Origin of the sequence: Rhodococcus sp. WB1, assembly GCF_001700945.1 — a bacterium.
Taxonomy (GTDB): Bacteria; Actinomycetota; Actinomycetes; order Mycobacteriales; family Mycobacteriaceae; genus Rhodococcus; species Rhodococcus aetherivorans.
In genome coordinates this window covers 3482733-3500848 of sequence record NZ_CP015529.1, presented here as the reverse complement: position 1 = coordinate 3500848, position 18116 = coordinate 3482733, and the positions used below count along the sequence as shown (strand labels likewise).

18 protein-coding genes are annotated in these 18116 nt (G+C 71.1%); 17 read left to right on the top strand and 1 reads right to left on the bottom strand.

Features of this window, described 5'->3' with window-relative positions; all coding sequences use genetic code 11:
• Positions 1 to 101: 101 nt before the first annotated feature.
• Together A4U64_RS15420 and A4U64_RS15415 are read left to right on the top strand one after the other, a co-directional pair.
• Positions 102 to 959, top strand: coding sequence for a ParA family protein (locus tag A4U64_RS15420; RefSeq protein WP_065922793.1), 858 nt, complete (start codon positions 102 to 104; stop codon positions 957 to 959).
• Positions 956 to 1438: a hypothetical protein gene (locus A4U64_RS15415; RefSeq protein WP_065922792.1), complete on the top strand. Its 483-nt coding sequence runs from the start codon at positions 956 to 958 to the stop codon at positions 1436 to 1438. Before A4U64_RS15420 ends, A4U64_RS15415 begins: the two co-directional genes overlap by 4 nt.
• Positions 1439 to 1468: 30 nt before the next feature.
• Here A4U64_RS15415 and A4U64_RS28550 read toward each other — a convergent pair whose 3' ends face one another.
• A complete protein-coding gene (locus A4U64_RS28550; protein WP_006944786.1) occupies positions 1469 to 1627 on the bottom strand; it encodes a hypothetical protein in 159 nt (52 codons plus the stop codon).
• Between the two features lie 206 nt (positions 1628 to 1833).
• On the opposite strand from A4U64_RS28550, the gene A4U64_RS15410 reads away from it, so the two are divergent.
• From A4U64_RS15410 to A4U64_RS15340, 15 genes are all read left to right on the top strand, one after another.
• Entirely contained in the window at positions 1834 to 2574 is a 741-nt protein-coding gene (locus A4U64_RS15410; protein ID WP_006944788.1) for a DUF429 domain-containing protein, read from the top strand.
• Positions 2575 to 2638: 64 nt separating this feature from the next.
• Positions 2639 to 3556, top strand: a complete 918-nt coding sequence (locus A4U64_RS15405; protein WP_065922791.1) for a pseudouridine-5'-phosphate glycosidase — start codon at positions 2639 to 2641, stop codon at positions 3554 to 3556.
• A 375-nt stretch (positions 3557 to 3931) separates the two neighbouring features.
• Entirely contained in the window at positions 3932 to 5215 is a 1284-nt protein-coding gene (locus tag A4U64_RS15400; protein ID WP_006944801.1) for an aromatic ring-hydroxylating oxygenase subunit alpha, read from the top strand.
• A gap of 13 nt (positions 5216 to 5228) precedes the next feature.
• Complete coding sequence (locus A4U64_RS15395; RefSeq protein ID WP_006944802.1) at positions 5229 to 5819, top strand: aromatic-ring-hydroxylating dioxygenase subunit beta; 591 nt, start codon at positions 5229 to 5231, stop codon at positions 5817 to 5819.
• Positions 5820 to 5829: 10 nt separating this feature from the next.
• Positions 5830 to 6105 (top strand): hypothetical protein, encoded by a 276-nt coding sequence (locus tag A4U64_RS15390; protein ID WP_029542639.1) that lies wholly within the window; start codon positions 5830 to 5832, stop codon positions 6103 to 6105.
• Positions 6102 to 6809 carry a type 1 glutamine amidotransferase gene (locus tag A4U64_RS15385; protein WP_065922790.1) on the top strand — a complete coding sequence of 236 codons (708 nt, stop codon included), beginning with the start codon at positions 6102 to 6104 and terminating at the stop codon, positions 6807 to 6809. Before A4U64_RS15390 ends, A4U64_RS15385 begins: the two co-directional genes overlap by 4 nt.
• Positions 6799 to 7782, top strand: coding sequence for an NAD(P)/FAD-dependent oxidoreductase (locus A4U64_RS15380; protein WP_043800071.1), 984 nt, complete (start codon positions 6799 to 6801; stop codon positions 7780 to 7782). The genes A4U64_RS15385 and A4U64_RS15380 overlap by 11 nt, the downstream gene beginning before the upstream one ends.
• A gap of 19 nt (positions 7783 to 7801) precedes the next feature.
• Entirely contained in the window at positions 7802 to 8134 is a 333-nt protein-coding gene (gene fdxA, locus A4U64_RS15375; protein ID WP_029542645.1) for a ferredoxin, read from the top strand.
• A 31-nt stretch (positions 8135 to 8165) separates the two neighbouring features.
• Positions 8166 to 9659 carry a glutamine synthetase family protein gene (locus A4U64_RS15370; protein WP_043800073.1) on the top strand — a complete coding sequence of 498 codons (1494 nt, stop codon included), beginning with the start codon at positions 8166 to 8168 and terminating at the stop codon, positions 9657 to 9659.
• Between the two features lie 36 nt (positions 9660 to 9695).
• The gene (locus A4U64_RS15365; protein ID WP_146034277.1) at positions 9696 to 11063 is read left to right on the top strand and encodes a styrene monooxygenase/indole monooxygenase family protein; all 1368 of its coding nucleotides are present in this window, start codon (positions 9696 to 9698) and stop codon (positions 11061 to 11063) included.
• Positions 11060 to 12217, top strand: a complete 1158-nt coding sequence (locus A4U64_RS15360) for a M24 family metallopeptidase (RefSeq protein ID WP_029542651.1) — start codon at positions 11060 to 11062, stop codon at positions 12215 to 12217. Before A4U64_RS15365 ends, A4U64_RS15360 begins: the two co-directional genes overlap by 4 nt.
• A 16-nt stretch (positions 12218 to 12233) precedes the next feature.
• Positions 12234 to 14033, top strand: a complete 1800-nt coding sequence (locus tag A4U64_RS15355) for a hydantoinase B/oxoprolinase family protein (RefSeq protein ID WP_065922788.1) — start codon at positions 12234 to 12236, stop codon at positions 14031 to 14033.
• Between the two features lie 2 nt (positions 14034 to 14035).
• Complete coding sequence (locus A4U64_RS15350) at positions 14036 to 16120, top strand: hydantoinase/oxoprolinase family protein (protein ID WP_065922787.1); 2085 nt, start codon at positions 14036 to 14038, stop codon at positions 16118 to 16120.
• Between the two features lie 68 nt (positions 16121 to 16188).
• Positions 16189 to 17331 (top strand): LuxR C-terminal-related transcriptional regulator, encoded by a 1143-nt coding sequence (locus A4U64_RS15345; RefSeq protein WP_157127588.1) that lies wholly within the window; start codon positions 16189 to 16191, stop codon positions 17329 to 17331.
• On the top strand, positions 17328 to 18116 hold the full coding sequence (locus tag A4U64_RS15340; protein ID WP_006933109.1) for an SDR family oxidoreductase: 789 nt from the start codon (positions 17328 to 17330) through the stop codon (positions 18114 to 18116). The genes A4U64_RS15345 and A4U64_RS15340 overlap by 4 nt, the downstream gene beginning before the upstream one ends.

The window sequence follows — 18116 nt, the reverse complement described above, 5'->3', positions numbered from 1 at the left end:
GCCTCGAATCTAGGGGGTGCGCCGGTGCCCGGCGCCGGATTCGTCCGGGTCCCGGTGTACTTTGCTGAGCGAACGAGTAGCGAGTGTGCTGGGGGTGTGGTGTGGCGCGGGTGATCGCGACGATCAATCTGAAGGGCGGCGTCGGCAAGACCACGACGACGGCCGCCCTCGCGGAGTTCATGGCCGCCGAATTCGGGCAGCGGGTGCTGCTGATCGACCTGGACCCGCAGACCAACCTCACCACGATGATGATCGGGGAGGAGCGCTGGCAGGAGCTCAACCAGCTCGACCGCACCCTCGCCACGCTGTTCCGCGGTGCCGTCGATCCCGACGCCCCCGCCTTCGACATCGAGAAGGCCCTCCAGCGCGACGTCTCACCCGTGCGCGCCGTCGAGAACGTCGACCTGCTCGCCTCGTCGCTGGATCTGATGGACATCCAGGAGGGACTGAGCCACCAGCAGTACGCCGACCCGAAGTCCACCCGGCCCCTCGAGGTGCTGCTGCACGCGATCACCCCGATCGCCGACCGGTACGACTACATCCTCGTCGACTGCCCGCCCAACCTCGGCATGCTCACCCAGAACGGCCTGCGGCTGGCGAACGGCTACCTCATTCCGACCATCCCCGACATCCTCTCGACCTACGGGATCCCGCAGCTGCAGACCCGGGTGCGGGCGTTCGCCGAGCGGACGGGGCATCCCATCCGCGAGATCGGCCTCGTCATCACCAAGTACCGGAGTGCGTCGAACCTGCACCGCAGCATCATCGAACAGCTGCAGCGCGACGAGCGGATCGCGAACGTCGTACCGGCGTGGATCCCCGAGGCCAACCAGATCGCGCAGTCCGCGGAGTTCGTCCCGTACGGCACCCTCAAGCGCAAGTACGGCAACTCCGGGCAGTTCGACGCCCTGCGCATGCTGACCGAGGACGTCCTGATGAACGCGCAGGTGCTGCTGTGACCGGCGCCGTCGACCGCGACGAGGCCCGCCTCCGAGTGCAGATCGGGGAGGCGAGCGCCGCGCTGCTGCGGCTGCAGGGATCGAGCCCCGCCGCCGCGACCGCCCTGGTGCGGCTGGTGCACGTGATCGCCGACGAGGCCGCCCGCACCCCGCGGTTCGCGCACGCCCTCGCCTCGGCACTCACCGCGCCGGGGGAGGCGCCGTCGCCCGCCCCGGCACCGCGGAAGGCCCCCGCCGCTCGGCGCGGCACACGCGCCCCGGGGCCGTTCGACCCGTTCGCCGCGTTCCGCGACGGCGGCGAGGCCGGCCTGCGCGCGAAGCTGGCGCCGCTGGACGTCGAGCAGCTCAAGGACATCGTCGCCGAGCACGCGATGGACTACGACCGCCTCGCCATGCGCTGGCGCACGCCGAAGAAGTTGCAGGACAGGATCGTCGAGCGGGTCAAGGCGCTCACGACGAAGGGCGACGCCTTCCGCTGACGGCGCAACCGGATCGCGGAGCGGCGCCGGTCAGGGTGTCCGTGTCCGTCGATCCACTTCCTTCTCGACGGCGACGGCGAGGTCGTGGACGACCCTGGAGTGCCATTGCTTGTGAGCCGCGAGGTCCGCGGCGAGCGCATGGCAGTCCGGGCATTCCTGTGCGGCGCTGTTCTGCTGGGTGTGCTCCATGGTGTTGCACCTCCTGGAAGAGATATCCGCCTCCACCGTGGCACGGATGCGGAACGTAGTCCACGATTGCGTGCCCGCCGATCGTGTGCGTGCCGGCGGCTTGCTCCCTCCAGCGCGTGCCTGCCCCCGTTGTGGCGGGACCGGGGGTGCACGGTGCACAGTACGAGTGCAGGCTCCGGGGCCGGGCAGCGGATACCGTGACGTCCGTGAAGACGGTAGGGGTCGACCTCGCGGCGGAGCCGGCGAAGACGGCGGTCGCCACCGTCGCCTGGGAGCACGGCACCGCGACGGTGCAGGAGTTACGGCTCGGCGCGACCGACCCGGACGTCGTCAACGCGGTGGCCGCCGCGGACCGGACCGGCATCGACGCGCCGTTCGGGTGGCCCGACGCGTTCGTGGACTTCGTCGGCGCGCACCATCGCCTCGAGTACTCGCGCGAACGCGCCCTGAGCAGCCGAGCCGGACGGCTCCCGCTGGTGCGGCGGTTGACCGACCGCGTGGTGCATGCCGGGACGGGAATCGTCCCGTTGAGCGTATCCGCGGATCTCATCGCCCATGTGGCGCTGCGGTGTGCGGGTCTGCTCGCGGAACTCGATGCCGTCGGGGTGGATGTCGACCGCGTCGACGGAACGGTGGTCGAGGTGTATCCCGCTGCTGCGCTGCAGGGCTGGGGCCTGCCGTTCAAGGGATACAAGAGCGCGAAGAACCGCGAGGCGCGGGCCGCATCGGTGGCCGCACTGGAACGCGCCCTTCCGGGACTGAGGCTCGGCGGCTTCCGGGACCTCTGTGTGGCCTCCGACGACGCGTTCGATGCGGTGGTCGCCGGCCTCGTCGCCCGAGCGGCAGCGCTCGGAAGAACCGTCCGGCCCGATGCGGCGCAGCGCGCCGTCGCGGTCCGGGAGGGGTGGATCCATCTGCCGCTGTGCGGAATCCGTGAGCTGCTCTGAGTTTCGGAGATGATCGGCGACGCTCGCCCTCCGCCGCTACCCTGCACGCAACGAGAGGAGCCGCATGGACCCGGTGATCCGGATATCGGACGAGGTGCGCGACGCCGTCGCAGCCCGCCGGCCGGTGGTGGCCCTGGAATCGACGATCTTCACCCACGGCCTGCCGCGCCCCCGCAACCTCGAGGTGGCGCTCGAGGCGGAGGCGCGGTTGCGGGAGGCGGACGTCGTCCCCGCCACCGTCGGCGTGCTTCGCGGCGTCCCCACCGTGGGGCTGTCCACCGACGAGATCGCCGACCTCGCGACGGCGGAGACGGTGACGAAGCTGAGTGTGCGCGACCTGCCGATCGCCGTGGCGCGACGACTGTCCGGCGGCACCACCGTTGCCGCCACGGCGCTGCTCGCACACCGCGGCGGGGTCGAGGTCTTCGCGACGGGCGGGCTGGGCGGCGTGCACCGCGGCGCGCAGAGCACCTTCGACGAGTCCGCCGACCTGGTCGCCCTGTCCACCGTGCCGATCCTCGTCGTCAGCGCCGGCGTCAAGTCGATCCTCGACATCCCGGCCACGCTGGAGCGGCTCGAGACCCTGAGCATTCCGGTCGTCGGCTACCGCACGACCAGCTTCCCCGGCTTCTACATCCGCGACAGCGGCTGCCCGCTCGAACATTCCGTCGGGTCGCCGGCCGAGGTCGCCGCCCTTGTCCGTGCCCGGGACGCACTCGGCCTGAAAGCCGGCGTCCTGCTTGCGAATCCGGTATCGGAAGACGACCAGCTCGACCCCGCGCTGCATGCGCGGGTGCTGCACGAGGCCGAGGAGCGGGCCGCGGCGGCCGGAGTGGTCGGCAAGGACACCACGCCGTTCCTGCTCGACCACTTCCACCGCGCGACCGGCGGCCGCAGCCTCGATGTCAATGTCGAGGTCTATCGGGGCAATGTCGCGCTCGGCGGTGCCGTCGCCACGGCGCTCGCCGCCGAACCGCGATAGCCGCCGGTCGGGGGTTCCCGCCCGCCGCCTCGAGGGCGGCCGTGCCCGGTGCGCCACCGCGCGTTGACAGCGACTGTGACCTGGGGCACAATCATGCCCACGTCCGGCGGGTGTCGTAACCCCGCCGTAATCGGCCGTCGTGCCGCGACCCGTCATGGGTCCGTTCTGTAAATCTCTTGTTACACACGGGATTTCTGGTGTCGTTCGACGCTTGCGGGCCGGTGAATACCCCTCCTGGGAGGGATACCGAGCCCCGTGCGGCCCGGCCAGGATTAACCCGACGCGAACGCAATCCGACGCGATCGGAAACCGCCCGAACCTCGGGCGACGACGAACGATCCCGCCACGTGACGCCTCGGCGAAAGGGCAAGAGCCATGACCGTGAGTTCCACCCACTCGTACGACGAGCTGGTGCAGCACGACCGGGTGCACCGCACGCTGTACACCGACCCGTCGATCTTCGACGACGAGATGCGCCGCGTCTTCGGCCGCACCTGGGTGTACCTCGCGCACGAGAGTCAGGTCCCCACTCCCAACAGCTACCGCACCGGCTACCTGGGTCTGCGCCCCATCATCGTCACCCGAGACCGGGCCGGCGAGCTGCACGCCCTGTTCAACCGCTGCACCCACCGGGCCGCCACCGTCTGCCGCGACGAGAGCGGCACCGCCAAGAACTTCCAATGCCCGTATCACGGATGGACTTTCAAGAACACCGGGCAGCTCGTGGGGGTGCCGTGGCCCGACGCGTACGGACCGGACTTCGAGCGCACCGACCTGAACCTCGGCGTGGTGCCGAGGGTGGAGAGCTACCGCGGCTTCGTCTTCGGCACCCTCAACGCCGATGCGCCGCCGCTCGCCGAGCATCTCGGCCCGGTCCGCGAACCCCTCGACTACTGGATCGACCGCGCCCCGGGTGGTGAGGTGTTCCTCCGCAACTCCGCGCACCGCATGGTCTACCGCGGCAACTGGAAGCTGGCGTACGACAACGCCGGCGACGGATACCATCCGGCGTTCTCGCACCGCTCCCTGCTGCAGATGGCCGAACGGCTCGGCGAGTCCAAGGACATGACGTACTTCGGCCGCACCCCCGACCGCGGCCCCATGTACGTGCAGTACCTCGGCAACGGACACACCTTCATCGACCAGCGCCCCAGCTACGACGGCCCCGGCGCGTTCTGGGCCAACCAGCGCCCGCAACCCGGGCGGGAGGTGTTCGAGGAGCTGATCCGCAGCGAGTACCCCGACGACGCGCTGCGCTACCTCGACCTGACCGTCGGCGCCCAGATCAACCTCAACATCTTCCCGAACCTGCTCATCATCGGGAACCAGGTGCAGGTGATCGAGCCGCTCGCCGTGGACCGTACCCAGCTCACCTGGTACGCCACCACCGTCGGCGGTGTCCCGGACGAGGTCAACGTCCTGCGCATGCGCACCCAGGAGGACTTCCCGGCCTTCGGCGAACCCGACGACCAGGCCAACTTCGAGGAGGCCCAGCGCGGCCTGAGCATCCCGGAGGTCGCATGGGTGCAGATGAACCGCGGATTCGGTGTGGAGGGCCGGCAGAAGGTCGACGCCGACGGCGTCGTGACCGGGCCGGTGACCGACGAGCTGCACATGCGCGGCTACTACCAGGAATGGCTCCGGCTGATGAGCCGGTGAAGGGACACGACAGATGACCGTGCAGAGCAACGAACGCCACGACACTTCCCGGTACTCGTACTACCTGGACTCCGCCTACTACGACCACCTGGCCGAGCTGATGGGGGCCTGGCAGGAGGACTGGAGCGAACCCGATCCGCGGGTGCGCTCCGAGGTCGAGAACCTGCTCTACCGGGAGGCGCGCCTGATCGACGACGGCCGCTTCAACGACTGGGTGGAGCTGTTCACCGACGAATGCCTCTACTGGGTGCCCACCACCCCCGGCGGCGGCGACCCCCGGCGCGAGGTGTCCCACGCCTTCGACGACCGTCGCCGGCTGATGGACCGGATCTACTGGCTGCGCACCGGACTCGCGTTCTGCCAGATCCCGTCGTCGCGCACCCGGCGGCTCGTCACCAACGTCGAGGTCCTCGACACACCCGACCGCCGGCTCGTGCGATCGAACTTCCTGATCACCGAGTTCCGGGCGGGCACGACCAAGACGTACGCCGGCTGGTGCGGGCACGAACTCGTCCGCCGGGACGAGCAGTGGCGGATCGCGGTCAAGCAGGTCAACCTCGTCGACTGCGAACACGGCCACGAGAACCTGACCCTCGTCCTCTGACGGGCCCGCCATGACCGACAACACCGAACTCGACCGCCTGCGCGCCGAGGTGGACCGGCTCACGCGGCGCGTCGACCGCCTCGACCGCGAGCTCGCCGCCCACCGGCAGGTCGCCGACGCGATCCGGCGCGCGCAGTTCTGGGACTTCACCCCCTACGAACTCGTCCCGGACGGCAGCTGGATCGCCGTCGACCGCGCCGACGCCGTCGCCCTGCTGCGCGCCCTCGCCGCCACCGACCACTGGCGACCGTGGACACACACTCTGGAACCCCGAGGTGCCGTATGAAACCCCTGCTCGTCGTCGCCCACGTCGACGACCCCGACCTGACCGTCCTCGGCGACGTCGTGCGCGATCACGGCGTCCCGATCCGGATCGTCCGCCCCTTCCGCGGCGACGTGCTGCCCGCGCCGGACGAGGCCGCCGCGGTGATCTGCCTGGGCGGTAAGGAGTCCACCGACGACCCGCACGACTACCTGCTGCGCGAACGGGACTTCCTGCGCACCGCCGCGGCCACCGACGTGCCCACGCTCGGGATCTGCCTCGGCTCCCAACTGCTCGCCCTCGCGCTCGGCGGCACGGCGGTGCGCGGCAGCGACCGTGCCGAGGTCGGCTTCGTCGAGGTCACCGCCTGCGGGGCGGGGCTGGATCACCCCGTCGATTTCACCGGCACCCGGTTCTCCTTCCACTGGGACACCTTCCAGCTGCCGCCCGACGTGACCGTCCTGGCCCGGTCCCGGGACTTCGTGCAGGCCTTCGCGTTCCGCTCCGCCATCGGGGTGCAGTACCACCCCGAGAGCTCCGTCGACGGCATCGCCGGGCTCATGGCCGGCGAGCCGGACAAGGTCCGCGCCGCCGGCGCAGACCCCGACAAAATCCGTTACAAGGCACCGGAGTTCGCCGATCCCTCCCGCGATCACCTCGCCGCCCTCGTCGAGCACCTGCTCGCCCCGGCGCTGTGCCCGAGCCCCGGAGCCGGTCATGAACACTGACACCGACCTGCTCATCCTCGGTGCCGGCCCCACCGGCCTGTACGCCGCCTACTACGCCCGCATCCGCGGCCTGCGCACCGTCGTCGTCGACGCGCTCCCCGAGCTCGGCGGCCAGGTCGCCGCGCTCTACCCGGAGAAGGAGATCTACGACGTCGCCGGCCTGCCCGCGGTGAAGGGCAAGGACCTCGTCCGGCAGCTCGTCGAGCAGGCCGGCGACGACGTCGAGTACTTCCTCGGCCGGCAGGCCGTGGACCTCGATCGCGACGGCGACGTGCTCACCGTCCGCACCGACGACGACGAGCGCATCCGCACCCGCGCCGTCCTCGTCGCCGGTGGCATCGGGTCCTTCCGGCCCCGGCCCCTCGACGCCGCCGACAGGTACGCCGGGCGCGGCGCCGCGTACTTCGTCACCGACCTCGGCGACTACCGCGACCGCGACGTCGTGGTCGTCGGCGGCGGGGACTCGGCCCTCGACTGGGCGCTCGCCCTCCATCCGATCGCCGGGTCCGTCACCCTCGTGCACCGCCGCGACCGCTTCCGCGCGCACGCCGCGTCGGTGGACGAACTGCGCCGCCGCGGTGCGACCATCCACACCAACGCCGAGGTCACCGCCGCACACGGCACCGACAGTCTCGAACTCGTCGAGGTCCTGCGCCACGAGCACGGCGACACCGTGCGGCTGCCGGCGCAGAAGCTGATCGCCGCGCTCGGCTTCACCGCCCAGCTCGGGCCGTTGCGCACCTGGGGCCTCGAACTCCACGGTCAGCACATCGTGGTCGGCCGCGACATGGCCACCAACGTCCCCGGCGTCTACGCCGCCGGCGACATCGCCGAGTACCCCGGCAAGGTGCGGCTGATGTCCGTCGGCTTCGGTGAGGCCGCGACCGCCGTCAACCACATCGCGCACCGCATCGACGACGATGCGCCGCTGTTCCCCGGCCACTCCACCGACGCCGGCCCCGTCCCGAGCTGACGCACCCCCAGGAGGAACCGTGCCGTACTTCATCGGAGAACCCTGCACCGACGTCATGGACAAGTCGTGCATGGAGGAATGCCCCGTCGACGCCATCTACGAGGGCGCCCGCAAGCTCTACATCCACCCGTTCGAATGCGTCGACTGCGGTGCCTGCCAATCGGTCTGCCCGATGGAGGCCATCTCGAACGACCGCCGGGTGGACGAGACCACTCGCATCCATCTCGAGGACAACGCCGTCTTCTTCAGTTCGGTGCTGCCCGGGCGCGACGCCCCGCTCGGCTCCCCGGGCGGGGCGGTGCACACCGGCCCGATCGGGGTCGACACCCCGCTCGTCGCGGCACGCGACTGACCCCACGAACCCACCCCTCACGGAGGACCGCATGTCCACTTCAGCCAAGTTCGTCGCCCGCCACGCCCTGTACGACGCCGCGCAGCAGGAGGCCGCCGACCGCGCCCGGAACCTTCTCGCGGAGAAGGGCATCGAGATGGTCCGCCTGGCCTGGCCGGATCAGCACGGCCTGATCCGCGGCAAGACGATGACCGTCGACAGCTACCTGGCGGCGCTCGAGTCCGGCACCGAGATCACCATGGCGCCGTTCTTCTTCGACACCGCCAACGCCATCGTCTTCAACCCGTTCAGCCCCGGCGGCGGGTTCGACATGCCCGAGCTGTCCGGCAGCCCGAACCTCACCATGGTTCCGGACCCCACCACCTTCCGGGTGCTGCCGTGGGCGCCGGACACCGGCTGGGTGCTGTGCGACCTGTACTTCCGCGACGGCAGCCCCTTCCCGTTCTCCCCCCGCAGCATCCTGCGCAACACCCTCGCCCAGCTCGAAAGCGCCGGCTACCACCTGATCACCGGCCTCGAGGTCGAGTGGTATCTCACCCGCGTCCTCGACGACAAGCTCGTCACCGGCTCCCTCGGTGCCCCCGGGATGCCCGCCGACCCGCCGGAGGTCGCGGCCGTCGCCCGCGGCTACAACTACCTCCTCGAATCGCATCTCGACGAGATCGACGACGTGCTGCGCCCGGTGCGACAGGCCGTCACCGCGCTCGGGCTGCCGCTGCGCTCGATCGACGACGAGTGGGCGCCGAGCCAGGTCGAGACCACCTTCGACGTGCTCGAGGGCATGGCCGCCGCGGATTCGATGCTGCTGTTCCGCTCCGCCGTCAAGCAGATCTGCCGCCGCGGTGGCTACCTCGCCTCCTTCATGTCCACCCCGGGCATCCCCGGCTTCTACGCCAGCGGCTGGCACCTGCACACCTCCCTGGTCGACACCGTCACCGGCGAGAACGTCATGGTGCCGGGGGAGGGGGAGCTGCTGTCCGACATCGGCCGGCACTACGTCGGCGGCACCCTGGCCCACGCCGCCGCCGCGTCGCCGTTCATGACGCCCACGATCAACGGGTACCGCCGCCGTCGCCCGTACTCCCTGGCCCCGGACCGGCTGACGTGGGGCCTGGACAACCGGGCCGCGATGATGCGCGTCATCAGCGCCCCCGGTGACAAGGCCTCACATGTCGAGAACCGCGTCGGCGAGCCCGCCGCCAACCCGTACCTGTACATCGCGGCGCAGGCCGCCGCGGGGCTCGACGGCATCAAGAACAAGACCGAGCCGGGTGCCCCGTCGGTGGATCCGTACGCCGCCGACGTTCCGCACCTGCCCACGAGCCTGAAGGAAGGGCTCGCGGCCCTGGGGGCGAGCCGGTTCTACCGGGAGGCGTTCGGCGACCGTTTCGTCGACTACCTCGTCACCATGAAGTCCAGCGAGGTCTCGCGCTACGAAGCGCACCTGGCCGAGCAGCCCGACCCGCAGGGCTACGCCGAGACCGTCACCGAGTGGGAACACCGCGAGTACTTCGAACTCTTCTGACCACCGCTCCACCCACCGGCACAAGGGATGACCGCCATGAGAAGAATCTCCGTGATCGGGGCCGGCCAGGCCGGAACCCTCCTGTCGATGGCCCTGCAGGCCAACGGCTTCCAAGTAGACCTCTACACCGACAAGACCGCCGAGGAGATCCTGCACGAGACCTCCCCGACCGGCACCGCGGCCCTGTTCCACCGCTCGGTCGCCACCGAGCTGCGGCTCGGCTGCCCCGGCTACGACGACAAGGGCGTGCCGATGGACGCCCTGCACGTGTGCTTCAGCCCGAAGATCGGGCAGGAGCTGGTGCACTTCGGCTCCGCGCTCGGCGACGCCGCCGGCGGTGCCGTGGACGTGCGCCGCAAGTCGTACGACCGGATGGTGCGCCTGGCCGAACTCGGCGGCAACATCGTCGTGACATCGGTGCAGCCCGACGACCTCGACGACATCGCCGCCGGCAGCGACCTGACCGTCGTCTCCACCGGCAAGTACGGATTGTCGTCGCTGTTCGCCCGCGACGCGCGGCGCAGCGTCTACGACACCCCGCAGCGCAACCTCGCCATGGTGCTCGTGCGCGGCATCCCCACCGACGGCACCGCCTTCCCCAACCGTGTCGAGGGCTCGACGGGCGTGTGCTTCAATCTCTTCGGCGACGCCGGGGAGATCTTCTGGGTGCCGTTCCTGCACAAGTCCGGCGAGAACGTCTGGTGCCTGGTGTTCGAGGCCAAGCCCGGCGGCCCGTTCGACTGCTGGGCCGACGTCACCACCGTCGAGCAGGCCTTCGCGACCGCCTCGCGCCTGGCCCGCGACTACGCCCCGTGGGACTGGCCGTCGATGCGGAACATGGAGCCGATGCTCGACGACCCGCACTCGTGGCTCAAGGGCCGGGTCACCCCGTCCGTGCGCTCCGGGCTGGGCACCACCCCGGGCGGCCGGCCGATGATGAGCCTCGGCGACACGTCCGTCGCCTACGACCCCGTCGCCGGTCAGGGCGCCGGCTCCGGCATCCGGCAGGCCGGGCACTACTTCGACGCCCTCCTCGCCCGCGGCGACGGACCCTTCGACGCCGATTGGATCACCCGCACCTTCGAAGGCGTCTACGAGGAGCACATCGCCGGCACCTACCGGTTCACCAACCTGCTCCTCGAACCGCTCGGCAAGACACCGCAGCGGGTGCTCACCGCGTGCTTCGCCGACCAGCGCCTCGCCACCCGCTTCGCGCAGGTCTTCGACGCACCTCCCACCGCCTTCCCGTGGCTCACCGAGCGCGCGGCCGCCGACCGGTGGATCGGCGAGCACACCGGTCGCCGCCCCGGCGCGGTCGTCGCCGCCGGCACCGCGAAGATCCTCGCCGGGCAGGTCCGGAACACGCTGCGCGGCAGCCACTTCCCGCGGGCGGTGAGCGCGTGATCGCCACCCTCGCCGAGCGCGACCGGCGCTGGCGGCTGCTGCACGAGCGGATGGAGCGCGACGGTTACGACGCGCTGCTGTTCGCCGCCGCCGACTACCGCGGCCACAAGGGCGCCCTGCGCTACCTCGCCGACTACAACCTCTCGCACCGCTTCGGCTACGCCGTCCTGCACCCCGGCGCCGCGCCCACCCTCGTGCTGCCGAAGAACCTCGAGGGCGGCCGCCGGCCCCGCACCGGCTGGATCGACGACTACGTCTACGCCGAGAAACTCTCCGAGGCGCTCGTCAAGACCCTCACCCGGGGTGCGGCACCGGCCCGCGTCGGCATCGTCGGCATGGGGCAGGTCATGAAGGTCGAGGACTACCTGCACCTCACCGAGGAACTGCCCGGCACCGTGTTCGAGGACGCGAGTGCGATGTTCGAGCAGGTCCGCGCCGTGAAGACGGCCGCCGAGATCCGTGGCGCCGAGGAGTCCGCGTACATCGCCGACCGCTGCTTCGAACGGCTGCTCGAGATCGCCCGCCCCGGCACGACCGAACGCGCCGTCGCCGCCGAGATGTACCGCGTCGCCTACTCGCTCGGCGCCGAGGACCCGCTGTTCCTCACCATGTACGCCGACGACGAGCCGACCGGCCCGTGCCCGACGTTCGGGGCCCCCGGCGGCCGGGAACTCACCGCCCACGACGTGTTCACCTTCAGCTACGAACTCGTCGGGCCCGCCGGCTACTGGATGGAACTGTCCCGCATGGTCACCTTCGCCCCGCCCACGCCGGAGGTGCAGCGCCTCGCCGACGCGGTGTGCTCCGGCCTGGCCGCCGGAAGCGCCGCCCTGCGCCCCGGCACCACGATGTCCGGTGTGCAGCGCGACGTCATCGCCGCGATCGAGCAGCACGGGGTCAGGTCGTCCTACTGGTCCGGCCACGGCCTAGGCCTCGACGTGCTCGAGGAGCCGTGGGTGGGCCTGGAGATGGTGCAGGACAACGAGAACCACGAGGCCGTCACCGCCACCGCCGAGGGCATGGTGATCGCCCTGCACCCCATGCTGTGGGACGCCGACTCCGGCGCCATGGGCTACATGGCCGACACCTGCGTCGTCGAGGCCGGGCGCACCCGCACCCTGTCCAAGTTTCCGACCGAGCTGTACCGGGTCTGAGAGAGGTAGAGCAATCATGACCACCCTGGAACGCCCCACCGCCGGCACGGCGGGCGGCACCGCCATCGACCCGATCCTCGCGTCGGTGCTGCAGCGGCGCGTCGACGCCATCGCCAAGGAGATGGCGACGATGCTGATGCGCTCGTCCCGCTCGCCGATCTTCAACGAGATCGGCGACCTGGTGACGGTGCTGTTCGACAAGCACGGCCGCACCCTCGCCCAGGCCGAGTTCGCCGCCATCATCGCCTTCGGCGCCCAGCCGCCACTCGAATACATCATCGACTACTTCGGCGACGACATCGCCGAGGGCGACGTCATCCTCCACAACGACGTCTACACCGGCGGCAACCAGAACGCCGACACCGGCGTCTACCTGCCCATCTTCCACGAGGGCGAACTCGTCGGCTGGGCCGCCGCCAAGGGCCACATGGCCGACATCGGCGGCATGACCATCGGCGGCTACAACCCCAGCGCCACCGAGATCTGGCAGGAGGCCCTGCGCATCCCGCCCGTGAAGATCATGGCCGGGGGAGTGCTGCGCAAGGACGTGTGGGACTTCGTCGGCGCCAACATCCGCATCGACTTCGTCATGGAGGACATCAAGTCCATGGTCGGCGCGTGCACCGTGGGCTCGCGCCGCCTCGTCGAACTGCTCGGCCGCTACGGCCGCGGCACCTTCGACGCCCACATGGACTACATCCTCGACAGCTCCGAGAAGCAGGTCCGTGCCGAGATCGGCCGCTGGCCCGACGGGGTGTACCACGGCGAGAGCTGGATGATCTCCGACGGCCTCGACCCCACTCGCCGCTACAAGGTCGCCTGCGACATCACCGTCTCCGGCGACGAGGTCACCTTCGACTTCTCCCGCACCGACGATCAGGCCCCCGGCATCACCAACATGCCGCCCGCCTCCGCGATGGGCGCCGTGCGCATCGCGTTCCTCATGCTCGTCGCCGCCGGCGGCATCAACATCCCCACCAACGACGGCCTGTTCCGGCCCGTGCACACCGTGTTCCGGCCCGGCTCGCTGCTCAACCCGCACTTCCCGGCCGCGACCATCTTCGGCAACCAGATGTGCGACGAGGTCGTCGACGCCATCATGTCGGCCCTCGCCGACGCCCTGCCGGACCGCGTCACCGCCGGGTGGAACAAATTCATCTGCACCGCCCTCAACGGCACCGACCCGCGCACCGAACAGCCGTTCGTGACCCTCACCGTGTTCCAGCGCAACGGCCCCGGCGCCATGAAGGGCACCGACGGGTGGGACGCGCTCGGCTTCACCGGCACCGCCGGGCAGATGCGCTCCCCGGACCCGGAGATGTTCGAGCTGTCGAGCCCGCACTTCCTCGAATATCACGAGTACCTACCGGATTCGGCCGGCGCCGGCCAGTGGCGCGGCGGCCTCGGCACCCGCTCGGCGTGGCGCTGCTACGGCGACTCCGAAATCGGCGTCACCATCGGCGAATCCGTCGAATCCGAGGGCGGCGCCCCCGGAGCCGGCCTGTTCGGCGGCGGCCCCTCCGGCATGAACCGCATGACCGTCGAATACCCCGACGGCACCACCCACGAGTGGGGGTCGAAGGAACTCGTCGAGCTCCCGTCCGGCTCGGTGGTCCGCTCCGTCAGCGGCGGCGGCGCCGGCTACGGCGACCCGCTGCTGCGGCCCGCCGACCTCGTCGCCGACGAGGTCCGCAACGAACTGCTCTCCGCGGAACAGGCCCGCATCCGCTACGGCGTTGTCGTCGACGCCGCCACCCGCACCCTCGACGCCGAGGCAACCGCTCAGCTGCGCAACACCCGGAAAGGCGGACAGTGACCATGTCGGCAACACCCAGCATCCGCATCGGAGTCGACGTCGGTGGCACCTTCACCGACTTCCTCGTCGTCCACGAGGACGGCACCCGGCTCGTGCACAAGACCAGCTCCATCCCCTCCGACCCGTCCACCGCGGTCGTCAAGGGCCTGACCGAGATCGCCGAGCGGCGCGGGGAGACCCTCACCGGCCTGCTCGCGCAGGTCCACACCATCGTGCACGGCACCACCGTCACCACCAACGCCCTGCTCACCCGCACCGGCGCCAAGACCGGCCTGCTCACCACCGAGGGCTTCCGCGACGTGCTGCAGATGCGCGACGGCACCCGCGAGGACGCCTACGACAACCGGCTCACGCCGCCGGCGCCGCTCGTGCCCCGGGCGCTGCGCCGGCCCGTCGGCGGCCGCCTCGACCACGAGGGCACCGAGGTCACCCCGCTCGCCACCGACGACGTGCGTGCCGCCGCCGAACTGTTCCGGCGCGAGGGCGTCGAGGCCGTGGCGGTGTCGTTCATGCACTCGCACGCCGGCGACGAGCACGAACGACAGGCCGCCGACATCCTCGCCGCCGAGCTGCCCGGCGTGTACCTGACCCGCTCGAGCGAGCTGCTGCCGCAGGTGCGCTACTACGACCGCACCAGCACCGCCGTGCTCAATTCCTATGCGGGACCGATCATCACGCGCTACCTTCGGGTGCTCACCGAGGCGCTCGACGCGGCGGGATTCACCGGCATCCTGCTGCTCATGCAGTCCAACGGCGGCGTCGCCACCCCCGACGAGCTGGCCCGCCGTGCCGCCCTGTCGCTGCTGTCCGGCCCGGCGTCCGGGCCCACCGCCGGCCTGCTCGAGGTCGCCCCGCACGGCTGGGACCGCTGCCTGACCGTCGACATGGGCGGCACCAGCTTCGACGCCGCCGTCGTCAACGACGGCCGGCCGCTCGTGATGACCGACGGGCAGATCGACCGCGGCCGCATCGCCCTGCCCATGGTCGACATCCACACCATCGGCGCCGGCGGCGGCAGCATCGCCTACGTCGACGAGGGCGGCCTGCTGCGCGTCGGCCCCGAGAGCGCCGGCGCCGTCCCCGGACCCGCCTGCTACGGCCGCGGCGGCACCCGCGCCACCGTCACCGACGCCGACGTCGTCCTCGGCTACGTCGACCCCGCGAGCTTCCTCGGCGGCGACATCCCCCTCGACCGGGAGGCCTCGATCGAGGCGATCCGCCGCGACGTCGCCGAACCCCTCGGCATCTCCGTCGAGGAGGCCGCCGCCGGCATCTACGACGTCGTCAACGTCGGCATGGCCGCCGGTGTCCGGGAGATCACCGTCCGCCGCGGTCTCGACGCCCGCGACTTCCCGATCGTCGTCGCCGGGGGAGCCGGGCCCGTCCACGCCGCCGCCATCGCCCGCGAACTCGAGATCCCCGTGCTCGTCACCCCGCGCGAGTCGTCGATCTTCTGCGCCGCCGGCATGCTCGTGTGCGACTTCCAGCACGACTTCGTGCAGAGCCACAAGGCCGAACTCGCCGCCCTCGACCCCGGAGAACTCCTCGGGATCTGGAACGACATGGCCATGCGCGGCCGCAAGATCCTCGCCGAGGAAGGCGTCGCCGACACCGAGGTGACCCTGCAACCCTCGCTGGACATGCGCTACCGCGGCCAGTGGTACGAGATCAACGTGCCGCTCGACCCGTCGTCCCTCGACGGCGTCGACCTCGCCGACGTCGCCGAGCGGTTCCACGCCATGCACGACACCCTGTTCGGCTACCGCTCCCCGGACATGCCGATCGACGTGCTCAACATCCGGCTCAGCGTCGTCGGCACCACCCCCAAGCCGCGCCTCGACAGCGCCGTCGTGCCCACCGGCGACGGCACCGGGCGGATCGGCACCCGCCCGATCTGGTCGGTGCTGCACCGGACGATGGTCGAGGCCGCGGTGTACGACGGGCACGGCCTCGGCGTGGGCGCACACTTGGAGGGGCCGGCGATCATCGAACTGGGCACCAGCAGCGTCGTGGTGCCCGACGAGTTCGCCGTCGAGGTCGACGACCGCGGGTCGTTCGTCCTCCGCTACCGGCCGGCGGCGTCCTGAACGCCGGGCGGGTTGCCGATACGAGGGTGGAGGCCGCCGCACGGGCGGCCGAGGAGGTGCAGGGGGCCATGGACATCGAGTTCCCGTTCGACGGTGACGACGACGATCGCACCGTCGCGACCGATCTCGCCGACGTCGCCGAGTCCCTCCTCGCCGTCGACACGGTCGAGGCGATCCAGGACCTGTGCATGGACCTCGTCCCGCGGGTGCTGCCGTCCCGTGCCTTCGGCATCTACCTGTTCGGCGACTCGCCCGGCCGCACCCCGCTGGCCGCCGCGGAGGGCGTCAGCGAACGCTTCCTGACGCTGTACGAGGAACTCGGCCGTCACCAGGACCCCGTGCTGCGCACGCTCGAGCAACGCCGCCGCCCCACCCACAGCAGCCGGCTGATGAGCGAGAACACGTGGACCGAGTCCCCGTTCTTCCGCGACGTGGCCCGCCTGCACGACATGCGGATGGTGCTCGAGGCGCCCATCATCGAACGCGGCCACGTCGTCGGCACCCTCAACTTCGCCGACAACGACCGGCTCGCGCTGGCGTCGCCCGCGGAGATCGCCGTCGCCGGCGCCCTGGGCCGGCTCGTGGGTGTCGCGGTCACCGAGGTGGCTCGGCGGGAGGCGGCCCGCGCCGTGCAGGACGACCTGTGGGCCGCGCTCGACCTGTCGAGCGAGGCCACGGTCATCCTCGATCTCACCACCGGGCAACGCCAGGTCAACGCCGCCGCGCGGACCCTGCTCGGCCGGGTCGGCATCAGCGAGCCCACGCTCTGGCTGACCGGGCTCATCGAAGCCGGCGGGCCCGGCCGCGACGCCGACGCCGGCATGCGGCAGACGTTCGTCCTGGACGTGCGCCTCGACGGGGTGTCCCGGCACCTGCAGGTGCAGAGCTGCGTCACCGACCGGGGCGGCGCCCGCCGCGTCGTGGCACTGCTCGAGCTGTTGCCCGCCGCACCGGGCGTCGCCGCGCTACCCGACCACCTCGCCTCGCAGCTCTCCGCCCGCGAACGCGAGATCGCCGCCCTCGCCGTCGCGGGCCTGCAGGACCAGCAGATCGCCGAGAAGCTCTTCCTCAGCCGCTACACCGTCAAGCAGTACCTCAAGACCACCTACCGCAAGCTCGGGATCCGATCCCGGCTCGAGCTCACCCGCGCCGCCCTCACCGGCGAACCCGCCGACGACGGACCGCGCCCCACGACCCCGGAGCAGCCATGACCACCACCGCCCCCACTGCCGTCGTCACCGGCGGCGCCACCATGATCGGCGCGGCCGTCGCCGAAGCCCTCGCCAAGGACGGCTGGTCCGTCGCGATCGTCGACGTCGATCCCGCCGGCGGAGCCGTCGCCGACCGGCTGGGCGAGCAGGCGAGCTTCCACCGCACCGACCTCACCGACGACGAAGCCCTCGCCGGCACCGTCGCCGCGATCGCCGACCGTCACGGCGGCATCGACCACCTCGTCAACCTCGCCTGCGTCTACCGCGACAACGGGCCCGCCTCCACCCGCTCCGACTGGCTCGCCACCCTCGACGTCAACGTCGTCAGCGCCGCCGTCCTCACCGGGCTCGCGCTGCCGTGGCTGCGCCGCTCCGACCGGGCCGCCGTCGTCAACTTCACCTCCACCTCCGCGCGCGTCGCGCAGGCCGGGCGCTGGACGTACCCCGTCAGCAAGGCCGCCATGGTCCAGCTCACCCGCAACATGGCCCTCGACCTCGCCGCCGACGGCATCCGCGTCAACTCCGTCTCGCCCGGCTGGACCTGGTCCAACGCCATCGACCAGCTCTCCGGCGGGGACCGCGTCAAGGCCGACCGGGTGGCCGCGCCGCTGCACCTGCTCGGCCGCACCGGCGACCCGGCGGAGGTGGCTGCCGTGGTGCGGTTCCTGCTCTCGCCCGAGGCGTCGTTCGTCACCGGAGCCGACTACGCCGTCGACGGCGGCTACACCGCCATGGGCCCCGAACGGGCCGATCAGCTCATGGCCGAACTCGCCGGACAGGAGTGA